Origin of the sequence: Tolypothrix bouteillei VB521301 (assembly GCF_000760695.4) — a bacterium.
Lineage (GTDB): Bacteria > Cyanobacteriota > Cyanobacteriia > Cyanobacteriales > Nostocaceae > Scytonema > Scytonema bouteillei_A.
In genome coordinates this window covers 7,069,146-7,082,093 of the sequence record NZ_JHEG04000001.1, presented here as the reverse complement: position 1 = coordinate 7,082,093, position 12,948 = coordinate 7,069,146, and the positions used below count along the sequence as shown (strand labels likewise).

Sequence of the window (12,948 nt, the reverse complement as noted above, 5' to 3'; positions counted from 1 at the left end):
TAACAACAGCTTATGAACGGTCAACTTTTGGGTGGTCGCTATCAAATTATTCAAGTTCTTGCACAAGGAGGATTTGGGCAAACTTATCTTGCTAACGACGCCCACCGTCCCGGTCATCCTGTTTGCGTCGTCAAGCAATTACGACCAACAAAACAAAACCCAGAATTAATGCCAAAAATTCAGCTTTGGTTTAAAAACGAAGCGGAAATTTTAGAAAAATTGGGTTTGCATGACCGCATTCCACAATTACTTGCTTATTTTGAAGAAAACAAGGAATTTTATCTCGTTCAGGAGTACATAGCCGGACATACTCTCACTCACGAGCTAATTCTGGGACACCCCTGGGACTCAAAACGGGTTACCGATTTATTAACTGGTATTTTAGAAATCTTACAATTTGTTCACAGTTATGGAGTTATTCACCGCGATGTGAAACCTTCTAACTTAATTAGAAGACAAACAGATAGTAAATTAGTCTTAATTGACTTTGGTACAGTTAAACAAATTCCTCCCCTAGATGGGCAAAGTGTACCTAATTTAACAATGGCAGTGGGGACTCCTGCTTATATGCCCCCAGAACAGGTTTACGGTTACCCTCAACTTAATAGCGATATTTATGCCGTGGGTGTCATTGGCATACAAGCAGCAAGTGGATTATCTGCTCAAGAAGTCAAAACTCTTATCGATCCCAACAGCCCATATGCGGGTATAAAAAATTGGCGCGATAGTAGCGCAATCAGCCAAGAACTGGCTGAGATCCTTGAAAAAATGGTGGAGTCGGATCGCCGCCTGCGCTATCAAACAGCAGAAGAGGTCTTAAAAGGGTTACAAAAAATCGATCCGCCGAGTCAAACTCTTGCTATTGAATCTCGCTCGCCACTATTCAGTAATTCTACAGTTTCAAATGTCACAAAGATAGAATCAACACCACAGGAGCAATTTTTGACGAAATGGCTGCCTGTAGGGCTCGGAGTCATCGCCCTGGCGATCGCAACAGCAGCAGGGCTTTACTTTTTCCTAGTACCCAAATCCCCGTTATCCAAAGAAGACAATCCCGAACCGAGCCAAGAACAACCCACCCCTAGCAGGAAAGAAGGATACACTCTTGCAAGAGTTGTTGCTGCCCATGACAGTTTTGTTTGGTCAGTTGCCTTAAGCGCCGATGGACAAACTCTCGCAAGTGGTAGCGAGGACAAAACCATTAAAATCTGGCAAGCCGGTACGGGAAAACTCTTACACACGCTAAAATCTCACTCCGAGAATGTGAGGGCAGTTACTCTCAGTGCAGATGGACAAACACTCGTGAGTGGAAGTGGGGATAATACTATCAAAATTTGGCAGACTCGAACGGGTCAATTGCTGAATACCCTTAGGGGTCACCTTCAACCCGTTTGGTCGGTGACCTTAAGCCGTGACGGTCAAACCCTTGTTAGTGGAAGTGAAGATAAAACTATTAAAATTTGGAATGTCCGCACCGGAGAACTGTTAAAAACTCTGAACGGACATAAAAGTGCTGTTTTTTCCCTGGCTTTGACACCTGATGGTTTAACTCTTATCAGTAGTAGCCAAGATAAAACTATTAAGATCTGGAATCTACAAACCGGAAAATTAATTCGCACTCTTGAAGATCATACTGATGCTGTCAGATCTGTGGCTATTAGTCCAGATGGGCAAAAGTTTGCTAGTGGCAGTTGGGACAAGACAATCAAGGTTTGGGATATCGCAACTGGCAAATTACTCCGCACAATCCCAGGACATAGCGATCGCGTTGTTGCTGTCGCTTTTGGCTTTGATGGCACAACACTCGCGAGTGCAAGTGTTGATAAAACCGTTAAGATTTGGGACTTACAAACGGGAAATTTGTATCAAACCCTTTCCGGACATTCAGACTGGGTATTGTCTATGACGATGAGTTCTTGGGGACACATTTTAGTAAGTGGTAGTCGCGATCGAACCATGAGGATATGGAAATAACATAAAAAGTTAGAGGTCTCCCATGCTAGATAATAAAACAACTCAAAAGCAAGCTCCTGTTCGCAAATCTCCGAAACTGCTTGTTGGGAGTATTGCGGCTGTGGTAGTGCTTTCTGGTGCAGCCTTCGGGGTCTATCAGTGGCAAATCAATAATTCTTCCATTGAAGTAAAAGCCATAAACTGGCAGAAGATTCAGCTCGCACACACCTTTACAGGTCATCAAGGCAGGGTTTGGTCGGTGGCAGTGAGCCCTCACCCCGTGTCCGAGGGTAGCATACCTTTACTTGCTACGGCTAGTGAGGACAAAACCGTTAAACTTTGGGATTTACAAACCGGGAAAAACCTTAAGACTTTGGAAGGTCATGCTCAAGGAGTTTTGTCAGTTGTCTTCAGTCCCAACGGACAGATGTTAGCAAGTAGTGGGAAGGACGCAACTATCAAACTTTGGGATGTGCCATCGGGAAAACTTATTCGGACTTTGGCAGAGCATCCTAAAAACGTCAGGTCAGTTGTTTTCAGCCCTGATGGACAAACACTAGTTAGCAGCAGTTGGGATAACACGATTAAAGTCTGGAACGTACAAACTGGTAAATCCCTCCATACTCTTAAAGGTCATACAGAAGGAGTCTTTGCTGTTGCTATTAGCCCTGACGGTCAAACCATTGCCAGTGCTAGCAAAGACAAAACCATTAAGCTTTGGAACCTAACAAAAGGTATACTCAATCGTACCATCACCGGGCATCAAGATTCAGTGCGATCGCTAGCGTTTAGCCCTGATGGTCAAACTCTAGCTAGTGGTAGCAACGATAAAACCATCAAATTGTGGAATGTGAGTACCGGAGAACTCAATCGGACGCTTGCAGGTCACACCAGTTTGATTAACTCTGTTGCTTTCAATCGAGACGGACAAACCTTAGTCAGTGGCAGCGAGGATAAAACCATCAAACTCTGGAATGGAAATACGGGAGAACAAATCCGTACATTTACATCATATTCCGATGTGGTCACGTCTGTAGTCTTTTATCCAGATGGTCAAGGCTTTGTCAGTGGGAGTGGAGATAAGATTGCCAAAGCCTTTTCTTTTTAGGCAAGAACTCTAAAACTTATAACTTTTTCTCCTTATTGCTGCAACCAAGCGCTATCATCAGCCATAGAATTGATTCTTTTTTAACATTATGGGTGAAGCAAAGCGTCGTAAAGAATTAATAGGAGAGAAATACGGTCAAGAAACCCGTATCCTACCTTGGGTACCCGTTACCAAATCTCAAGCAGAATTTTTTGTTAAATGGGCAAATCGCCTAACTTGGTTTGGAATTGGCGGTTTGGTTGTTGCTTGGTTGACCATTCGTTTTATCGGTCCGGCTTTTGGTTGGTGGCAAATTGTTGGGTAATGGTTAGTGGTTAGTGGTTAGTCGTTTTTTCTACTAACCACTAACCACTAACTATTCACTCAGTATAAAATTTCTGCCGAAATGGCAACATTGGTTTTCAGATTTTCGGTATCTTCACTGTTAGGTCAAACAATTAGGGTTTTTCACTTGAGATTGTAGAAAGGACAAATTTGTATAAATAATCACCTTCTGGTTTGCAGTTGCCTGCGGAGGGAAAGGACTACTTGCTTCAAATCTAGGTTTTAGAAATGCACGTGCTGCTTTGGAACATCAAGCAACGCAAAGCAGTAGTATATAGCGATCGCTCAGTTGCATCCAATATCGTTCTTGTGTTTGCCTTGCATCTTGCCTCTAAGACGGGTAAGATTCATCTTCTACAAGATATTGCCTATCTACACCCCTGAGCCTCAAGTGTTCGGGGTCATCTACCAATTTTTCTTGATTCTTAAGATATGTGAAGCAGATAGTTGAAATATTGTGTCATACTAATTGCTGTGAGATAACTGCTAACACAGCTTGCCATCTCTTACAATTTAAAGGGTATAAAGATGCACTTGTAGCATCAGGGGTAGCATTTTTAGTGCAATGTAACCGATTTCGAGAAAATATCGGTATTTTCTTCAGTTGACTTGTACCAAATTTGAGTTAATCTAATAGCGAATTACTCCTGCTTTCCGTCTACCCTGATAGAACTGTCTAAAAACAATATAAATTTTTGCCGTTCTATCCGAAATTATGGAATAGCAAACTGAATATTTTGATACGACAGTCCAGAAATATATAGATTAACCTAATCTAGGTAGCAATTAAGGATTCTGTTTACACCTATAAATTGTAATGGATAGTTTACAATACCAGTTGGAGAGAGAATCTAAAGAAAATATAAAAGAGACCCAAATGATAGTGGTGTTAGGAGGAAAGACGTGTTTCTCAGATTAGCACAACAACATCGGCAATTCGTTCAGGACTTAGTGATGAACCTGCAAGCTTTGGCAATCGTGCTAGAGAAGCGGGGATATCCAGCATCCTGCTATACTTGTGGCGACCAAATGAACAGTGCTTCGTTTATGGTCAGCTTGGGAGAAAATCACCTCATTCGATTTTTGGTCTCCGACTACGGGATCACATGGACTGAGATGCGGGACGATCGCGAATTGATGAAATTAGAAGGCGCAGAAGCGGTAAATCAATTACAGGAACTTGCCAATATTGTCAAGCATCCCGTGCAACCACCTGTAGCCACTAAAACTCTAGCTAAGCGTTATTAAATTTAACATTGCTAAAAAGCTCATTGCTGATTGCTAATTGCTGTTCCTGAAAAACGGTCAGCTCTCGATCATTAACTATTAGCCATTAGCGATTAGCTCTTAGCCATTCAGATGAGGCTACCTTTCAAAGGGTTGGCACTCATGTTGTTTTTGACTTGCTATTGTTAAATTTGTTTGGGCAAAAAAATCAGTGCAATAACACGCACTTATTAACAACAAGGTGCCACCATTGTTGGTATCTCGTATTGGATCGCTCGTAGATTTAGCAACTATTTTCACAATTTAGCAACTACAATCGGCAGTTTCCTCTGCATTACCTCTATCACACGCTGACTTGCAGAACTCAGAAGGTGTAAGGTAGTGTAAAAAATTAATATTCCTGTTTATGTTCGCCTGTATTGCTTGCTCCATAAGTGAAAGTTGGCAGTAATCTCTGCAATTCCTTTCCAAACAGGACTTGTTATCAACGTTCGATCCCTTTGCATTTCAAATATTTTACTGCAACTTGGGGAGCGCTCTATATTATGGCTCACAGCGATATTCCAGTCAATAGACCGTACTTCAAAAAATAATAATGCACAATTTGCACAAATTTTGTGTTATGTCAGATGAGGCAGTCTCTTGAGTTTTGAAAATGTCAGAAGAAACGCTAAATCAGCCACAACTTCCTCCCACAAGTGCTCTTGACAAATTATCAAATCAAGAGTTGGAAAATTGGTTTGAATATCCTGTGAGGGTACAACCGCACCATACTGACTATGCGGGTATTGTTTGGCATGGTACTTACATAGCTTGGATGGAAGAAGCACGTGTAGAATGCTTGCGAGCAATTGGGGTTGATTACGCAGAGCTTGTCGTCTTGGGTTGTGATTTACCTGTTGTAGAACTGTCAGTACGCTATCACCGTTCTCTTCAATTAGGTATGGCAGCAGTTGTGAGAACGCGCATGGCTGAGGTTACAGGAATTCGTATTAACTGGGATTATGCAATTGAATCACTAGATAGGCAAGAATTATACGTAACTGCAAAAGTGACTTTAGTAGCGGTGGATCGTGAAAGAGGTAAAGCCTTGCGTCAATTGCCTGCCAAAGTCCAGGACGTTTTGGCACGGCTTTCTGCATCAATCAAGTGAATCACCTAACAGGTAACCCTATCCTAGAGCCTACGGTGGTGTACAGATCTCTAGAAAAGAGATGAAACATCGTCAAAAGGGAGAATTGGAATTAAGTTCCCCCCTTTTTTAAGGGGGGTTAGGGGGATCGAAACTGCTTTTAATGCACTATATAAGACTTGTGTACGCCACCGTAGATCCTAGAGCGAAGATAGGGTTACCTGTCAGGTGGTCATTGATTGCTGGTTTGCGTGGATTTGGGCAAACTCATGACAGAGTTCCAGATATCTGGAGGACTGATACCAAAACCCGCTTCTAATAAAACAATGCTGACAGCAACAATAAATGCAGTATTCGCCGTTGTTTTCATAGCTTTAACGAGGATTGTAAAGACAATCCAAGCTACAAGCAGTGTAGCAATCATAGACACACTACTCCTTTTTTTAGATTAACCCTGATGAACAATTGTGTGAATTGACAAAGAAAATCCGGACTTTCGTAACAATTACAAATGTAATACTCTCATATCCTTTATAAGGATTGTTAGCGGTTAGCAGTTAGTAGCTACAGTAATTAGAGACTTAAAGTGGGACGGTAACTGTTAACCAATAAATACCAACAACCCTCACGCCAAATATGTATATTTAACGCGTTATAGGTTTATTTTGAGTTTTGTAATTGTTCTCCGATTAATATACAACAAAACAATCAGAAATTGGGTAAGTTATAGATACTTTTTTCAAAAAATTATAGTTAATTTTATTGACTTTCTTAAATGGATGCTATAGAAGTTATGATAGTTTGGGGATAGTGTTTTCTATAATTGTCATAGCAAAATTCAGTATTTTTCAGGATGGCACTATTTAAGAAATGGCTGTAAAACGGTATTATTCAGTACCAAATATATAAATTTCTAACAGAATACGTGTTGTTATTGTTGGTTGATTTATAGAGGTATTGCCTTTCTTTTGAATTAAGAAAGCGAAAGACTGTAACAGTCTATATCCATACAAAATCTATGTATCGCATTCCTTTTTCAAATGGGCATGATTGAGAAGCACAACCTTAGGTACTGTATCTCCAGGTAAAAGCTAATTAAAGTCAGCATTCAAAAGTCAAAAGTTAAAGATTTTTAACTTTTGACTTTTAATTTATCTAATTTGGTAAAGTTCTCATGCAGAAATAATCTGAGAACGAGACGTCAACTTTTCTGTTGCTGTTAAAACTTCCTGTCTTGCCCATCGATCGGCTGCCACAATATCATCTAAAGAAGGATTTGAACGGTTATCCTTTGTGTGACGATCGCACACCCATTCAATGCACCAAGGAATATCTAAAAACCGGATTTTTTCTTCTAGAAATAAAGCCACAGCTTGCTCATTGGCTGCATTTAAGACAGCTGGCATGGAACCACCAGCACGACCTGCAGCGTATGCTAATTTCATACAAGGGTACTTCTGGTGATCGGGTTCGCGGAAGGTTAAATTACCAACTTTAACTAAATCCAAGCGTTCCCAATTGGTGTAGATGCGATCGGGCCAAGACAAAGCATAAAGTAGGGGTAAGCGCATATCAGGCCAACCCAATTGCGCTAAGACAGAAGTATCTTGCAGTTCGATCAGTGAATGAATGATACTTTGAGGATGAATTACAATTTCAATGTCCTTGTAATCCAATCCAAAGAGGAAATGCGCTTCAATAACTTCCAACCCTTTATTCATTAAAGTGGCAGAATCTACAGTAATTTTGCGCCCCATTGTCCAATTGGGGTGCTTGAGAGCATCAGCAACCGTCACCGCTGCTAACCTTTCCACTTCCCAATCGCGGAAAGCACCACCAGAAGCAGTCAGTAAAATTTTCTTTAAACCGCCTTTAGGAACGCCTTGCAAACACTGAAAAATAGCTGAATGTTCTGAATCTGCAGGTAGCAGTTTTACACCATGTTTTTCAATTAGGGGTAAAACGACAGGACCACCAGCAATCAGTGTTTCTTTATTTGCCAAGGCAATATCTTTGCCAGCTTCAATGGCAGCAATTGTGGGTAGCAAACCCGCACAACCAACAATACCCGTAACGACTGTTTCAGCTTCACCATATCGGGCAACCTCAATAACTCCAGCCTCCCCCGCAAGTAAAATGGGTTGGGGATCGATATCTTTGATTGCTTCTTTCAGTGCTGGTAATTTCTCTACCGCGCACAGAGCGACTATGCTTGGTCGAAATTGCCGGATTTGAGAAGCTAATAGTTCTACATTATTCCCAGCAGCGAGTCCAACAATCCGAAAGCGATCGCTTGACTGAGCTACTATATCTAGAGTCTGGGTACCGATCGAGCCAGTGGAACCAAGAAGTGTTATTGCTTTCACAATTATTTCGGGATCGACAAACAACAATACTATAGAGTGACCGCCTGACCGGTGACTAGTAACAGGAAGTTTTCTCGTTCCCACGCAGACCACGGGAATGCCTTCTAAGACGCTCCGCCTCTATGTTCTAATTTAAATAATAAGCTCAGCAGAAATACACAGAACTATATTACAAAATGTAAATTTGCTTGAAACTCTAAAATAATGGCTAATTAGATATGGACAAAAATTTTTATCTCCAGTACGCCTCTGTTGAAGAAAAGCATTGGTGGTTTGTTGGTCGCCGTGCGATCGTAGATATGATGATTGGCAAACTCTCTTTGCCAAAAAATCCCAAAATTTTAGAAGCTGGGTGCGGTACGGGTGGCAACTTGAATATGCTGGCTCGACACGGTCAAGTGTCAGCAATGGAGTTAGACGAAGTTGCTTGTGCGATCGCCAACAAGCAAGAAGTCACGCAAGTTCAGTTGGGAAGTTTGCCGAATCATATTCCTTTTACAGAGAAATACGATCTGATTGTGATACTTGATGTCTTAGAACATATAGATGATGATAAAGCAGCTTTATTAGCCTTGCGTTCGAGACTGAAGCCTGGTGGTTGGTTGTTAGTGACAGTTCCCGCTTACCAATTTTTATGGAGCCAGCATGATGAAATTAACCATCACAAACGTCGTTACGTTTTAACAGCTTTGAAGCAACTTGTCAGGAAAGCTGGTTTTACAGTGCGTTACAGCAGCTATTTTAATTCTTTTTTATTTCCTATTGTTGCTCTTGTTCGTGGTCTGCGGAAGTTGTTTCGCTTGGAGAGCAATTCCGTTGCTAGCAGCGATCTAGCTTTGCCATCGAAACCTGTGAATCGGTTTTTGAGTCTTTTGTTTGCAAGCGAACGCTATTTACTCAATCGGTTTAGCATACCCTTTGGTGTATCTATTGTGCTTTTAGCACAGAAAACAGACTAGAGCTTGGGGACAGGGGATGACTTTTCTTTTTACGGTTTACCATCTTATGATTTTGCTTGCAATATACCCTGTATGATGCTTAGTTATTTAATAAGTATTTACTGCTAGCCGATCCCCAATACCCAATCTCATAGGAGAACTGATATGGCTTTGATTAAGCCAACCTACTCTATAGTTATACCGATATATAACGAAGAAGAAAATATTTCGGAAATGTACCGTCGTCTTTGTCAGGTGATGAAGCAGTTGGACGGGGAAACAGAGGCAATCTTAGTAGATGACGGGAGTCGAGACCGATCGCTGTTTCTAATGCGCGATCTCCACATGCACGATAGTCGGATAAGATACTTGAGTTTGGCGCGTAATTTCGGTCATCAAATCGCAGTGACTGCAGGTTTGAACTTCGTTCAAGGTAGGGTTGCGATCGTTATGGATGCGGATTTACAAGATCCACCAGAACTGATTTTGTCCCTGATTGAAAAATGGCGACAAGGTTACCAAGTTGTTTACGCTCAACGGGTATCTCGCAAACAAGAAAGCTGGCTAAAGCGCTTTACGGCTTTTGCTTTTTATCGCATTCTCCAAAGGTTATCTGATGTAGACATACCATCGGATACGGGGGATTTTTGCTTGATGGACAGGCAAGTTGTTGATGTCCTCAACTCCATGCCAGAACGCAATCGCTACATTCGCGGTTTAAGGGCTTGGGTAGGGTTTCGCCAAACTGCTGTTTACTTTGAAAGAGAACCTCGTTATGCGGGGAAAGTCAAATATACCTTTGGTAAATCTTGGGCGTTAGCACTGAACGGAATTATTTCTCTGTCACGAGTTCCCCTGCGGTTGGCAACCTATTTGGGGTTAGTGTCAGCTGCCGCCGCTATACTGATGATATTTCTCGTACTTTACTGGCGCTTATTCGATCGAGCGACTCCATTAATGGGCTTTACCCTAATTACCATTGCTCTATTCTTTATCGGTTCTGTTCAATTATTCTGCATTGGTATTCTTGGGGAATACATTGGTCGTATCTATGAAGAAGTGAAAGGGCGTCCTATTTATACGTTGAAAGAAACTGGGGGGGTTTCTCAACCATCGGTACTTCAAGCACAAACAGTGAGTAATACACACTAATCATCAACCACTAACATGAAAACAAAAGTAATAATTCCCAGTACAGTTGTTTGGATGATTGGTGTTAGTGCCGTTATTCTCTTTGTGTCTAGCAGTTTACGACACATCCTCTTTCAATCAACTGCTTTTGATTTAGGAATCTTTGACCAAGCCGTTTACTTGATCGGTCAAGGTCAACCGCCCATTTCTTCTTTCATGGGCTATCACATTCTTGGGGATCATGCTGCTTTTGTTTTCTATCCCTTAGCTTTGCTATACAAAATTTATCCCAGCGTTTACTGGTTATTCGCCATACAGGCAATAGCTTTAGCGATTGGTGCTTTGCCGACTTGGTATTTGGCACAAGAAGCTAAATTGACAGATCGGCAATCGATAGCAATGGTAGCTGTGTATTTACTGTACCCACTCGTTTACAATATCAATTTATTTGATTTCCACCCAGAAGTCATGGCTCTTCCCTTGATATTAGCGGCAGTATGGTGGGCAAAACAGGGTAAGATTGGCTGGTTTTGTTTCGCCATTGTGTTTATTTTGGGATGCAAAGCCGTCTTATCACTTACAGTAGCAGCTATGGGTGTTTGGCTACTGCTAATTGAGAAGCGGCGTTTCTGCGGTGCTTTTGCTATTAGTACTGGTATTGCCTGGTTTTTCATCAGTTCTCAAATTGTGATTCCTTTTTTTAGTGGTAGGGAAGCAGCCGCAGTTGGGCGTTACAGTTATTTAGGAAACTCAGTTGTAGAAATTGCTCAAAATTTGGTATTGAAACCAGGAGTTGTGTTGGGAAAAGTCTTTTCTTTAGAGAACTTAGGATATTTAATTTTGCTTTTAGTACCTGTTGCTTGGGGTCTGTCTTGGCAAAGTCTCAAACCTTTAATAGGAGCCGTTCCGTGTGTAGCCCTCAACCTAATAGCTGATTACCAACCACAAAAAGATTTAGTCCATCAATATTCTCTACCAGCACTTCCATTTTTATTGTTAGCTGTTATTGCCAGCCTCGCTGCAAATCGAGGATGGTTGCGGAACCAAAAAGCAATTATTATATGGTCTGCAATTACATTTTTAAGTTTAGCTAAATTTACCCATTTTGGCGGCAAATATTTAGAATCTGTGGATAATTGGCAAGCTACATGGGAAGCTGTTGCTCGAGTTCCATCAAAAGAAAGTCTTTATACGACAGCTTCAATTTCTCCACATTTGTCACAACGACAGTTTATTCAATTGACCAATGCTGATGTGCCTCCAAAGGATTTAGCTCAGTTTCAACACGTCTTGCTTAACGTTCGCCACCCAGGTTGGGCTAGCAATCAACAGTTTGCTTCTAGTTTGGTTAATCAACTGAAAAGTCATCCAAAATTTCAATTAAATTACGATCGCGATGAGGTTTATTTGTTTTCTCAAAAACAACCATGAAGATCCCAAAAATCTTTATTCAAGGATTCTTTTTTGCAATAACCATGTGGCTGACGAGTCGGTTATTTATTGCAGTGTTCATGCTGTCGATCGCTCCTTTATTACCATCTCCACCTGGGGGTACTGCAGCCACATTTAGCTGGGACGTTTTTTATGCTTGGGATAGCGGAAACTATAAGGCGATCGCAATTGATGGTTACACTGATTCTCAAAATGGAAAGCCATCTGTAATTGTTGCTTTTTTTCCATTATTTCCTTTAATTGTTCGAGCAATAATGAGCGTTGGCTTGCCTTTTCAAATAGCAGCCGTGCTGGTGAACAATCTAGCATTTTTAGGAGCGCTCATAGTGTTATACGCTTGGATAAACGAGCGTTACGGGGTCAATGTAGCAAGGTGGACAACGGCTGTTTTGGCATGGTTTCCCCTGTCTTTGTTTGGTACAGTTATTTACACTGAAGGCTTGTATCTTCTTTTTAGCACGGCTGCTTTACGGGCTTTTGATAATAAAAAATACGGTGAGACTGCCCTTTGGGGTTCTCTAGCCACAGCAACGCGTCCCACCGGCATTGCACTATGGATATCATTTTTGCTGGTTGCAATACTCGAGCGCAGAGGGATCAAAGCTTTTTTTGCCAGTTTAGCCACTGGTGGCGGTCTACTTTTGTTTAGCCTCTACTGCCAAATAAAATACAATGACCCCTTGGCATTTCTCCACGCACAAAAAGCATGGCGTTCTTCATGGGGATTTGAGTGGGTGGGTTGGTTAAAGATGTTTATGCAAATTATTGTTGGTTCAACCAATTGGAAGTACGGCTATATAAAAGACCTCTGGCATCCATTGCTATTTGTAATGGTTATCATTATTGGATACTTGTTATGGCGTTTTCGCAAACAATTAGCTGCTAGCAAGGTCAGATACGGCTTTGTTTTCTTGGGGCTACTCCTTTGGCTGCTAGCTGGAGATCCCCTAACTAACGTTGTCATGATTTTCGGAGGAATCTATCTACTGTGGCTTTTGCGGACTGAACTCAGAACGATCGCACTGGTTTATGGATTGTGTGCGATTGCCATGCTACTGGCTTCTGGAAGTACAATTTCCCTAAACCGTCTGGCTTACGGCGTTGTATCGCTGTCAATAGCACTTGGTATGCTGCTCAGCCGTTATCCTCGTTGGGGATATATTGTTCTATCCTCCCTTTCCATTCCACTGGCTAGCTTTGCTGTACGATTTGCTCAGGAATTATGGGTAGCATAAGACAATAACACATATAATGCAGATTAAAGCACAATTTCTCTTGAATTCATAGAAATTTTAAATACAATAGACTTGCTTTAAA

Annotated in this window: 12 protein-coding genes; 10 read left to right on the top strand and 2 right to left on the bottom strand. The window is 41.5% G+C overall.

The features are described 5' to 3' along the window. Positions 1-12 precede the first annotated feature (12 nt). From HC643_RS28855 to HC643_RS28830, 6 genes are all read left to right on the top strand, one after another. Positions 13-1,974 carry a serine/threonine-protein kinase gene (locus tag HC643_RS28855; RefSeq protein ID WP_038075931.1) on the top strand — a complete coding sequence of 654 codons (1,962 nt, stop codon included), beginning with the start codon at positions 13-15 and terminating at the stop codon, positions 1,972-1,974. A 22-nt stretch (positions 1,975-1,996) separates the two neighbouring features. Further along, complete coding sequence (locus HC643_RS28850; RefSeq protein ID WP_050046757.1) at positions 1,997-3,061, top strand: WD40 repeat domain-containing protein; 1,065 nt, start codon at positions 1,997-1,999, stop codon at positions 3,059-3,061. A gap of 88 nt (positions 3,062-3,149) precedes the next feature. Continuing rightward, on the top strand, positions 3,150-3,365 hold the full coding sequence (locus HC643_RS28845) for a DUF2839 domain-containing protein (protein ID WP_038075928.1): 216 nt from the start codon (positions 3,150-3,152) through the stop codon (positions 3,363-3,365). Between the two features lie 248 nt (positions 3,366-3,613). Beyond that, a complete protein-coding gene (locus HC643_RS28840; protein ID WP_153021444.1) occupies positions 3,614-3,769 on the top strand; it encodes a hypothetical protein in 156 nt (51 codons plus the stop codon). A 519-nt stretch (positions 3,770-4,288) separates the two neighbouring features. Beyond that, on the top strand, positions 4,289-4,633 hold the full coding sequence (locus HC643_RS28835; protein WP_038075925.1) for a DUF1815 family protein: 345 nt from the start codon (positions 4,289-4,291) through the stop codon (positions 4,631-4,633). 634 nt (positions 4,634-5,267) lie between these two features. Then, complete coding sequence (locus tag HC643_RS28830) at positions 5,268-5,765, top strand: acyl-CoA thioesterase (RefSeq protein ID WP_038075922.1); 498 nt, start codon at positions 5,268-5,270, stop codon at positions 5,763-5,765. 211 nt (positions 5,766-5,976) lie between these two features. On the opposite strand, the gene HC643_RS28825 is transcribed toward HC643_RS28830, so the two are convergent. Together HC643_RS28825 and HC643_RS28820 are read right to left on the bottom strand one after the other, a co-directional pair. Continuing rightward, the gene (locus HC643_RS28825) at positions 5,977-6,168 is read right to left on the bottom strand and encodes a hypothetical protein (protein WP_038075919.1); all 192 of its coding nucleotides are present in this window, start codon (positions 6,166-6,168) and stop codon (positions 5,977-5,979) included. A gap of 748 nt (positions 6,169-6,916) precedes the next feature. Continuing rightward, entirely contained in the window at positions 6,917-8,110 is a 1,194-nt protein-coding gene (locus HC643_RS28820; protein ID WP_050046909.1) for a 1-deoxy-D-xylulose-5-phosphate reductoisomerase, read from the bottom strand. Between the two features lie 218 nt (positions 8,111-8,328). On the opposite strand from HC643_RS28820, the gene HC643_RS28815 reads away from it, so the two are divergent. The 4 genes from HC643_RS28815 (at position 8,329) to HC643_RS28800 (ending at position 12,866) form a co-directional block, all read left to right on the top strand. Then, complete coding sequence (locus HC643_RS28815) at positions 8,329-9,069, top strand: class I SAM-dependent methyltransferase (RefSeq protein ID WP_038075916.1); 741 nt, start codon at positions 8,329-8,331, stop codon at positions 9,067-9,069. 150 nt (positions 9,070-9,219) lie between these two features. Continuing rightward, positions 9,220-10,200, top strand: coding sequence for a glycosyltransferase family 2 protein (locus tag HC643_RS28810; RefSeq protein WP_038076131.1), 981 nt, complete (start codon positions 9,220-9,222; stop codon positions 10,198-10,200). A 15-nt stretch (positions 10,201-10,215) separates the two neighbouring features. After that, positions 10,216-11,610 carry a DUF2079 domain-containing protein gene (locus HC643_RS28805; protein WP_038075913.1) on the top strand — a complete coding sequence of 465 codons (1,395 nt, stop codon included), beginning with the start codon at positions 10,216-10,218 and terminating at the stop codon, positions 11,608-11,610. Further along, positions 11,607-12,866 carry a hypothetical protein gene (locus tag HC643_RS28800; protein ID WP_202048667.1) on the top strand — a complete coding sequence of 420 codons (1,260 nt, stop codon included), beginning with the start codon at positions 11,607-11,609 and terminating at the stop codon, positions 12,864-12,866. Before HC643_RS28805 ends, HC643_RS28800 begins: the two co-directional genes overlap by 4 nt. Positions 12,867-12,948 lie beyond the last annotated feature (82 nt).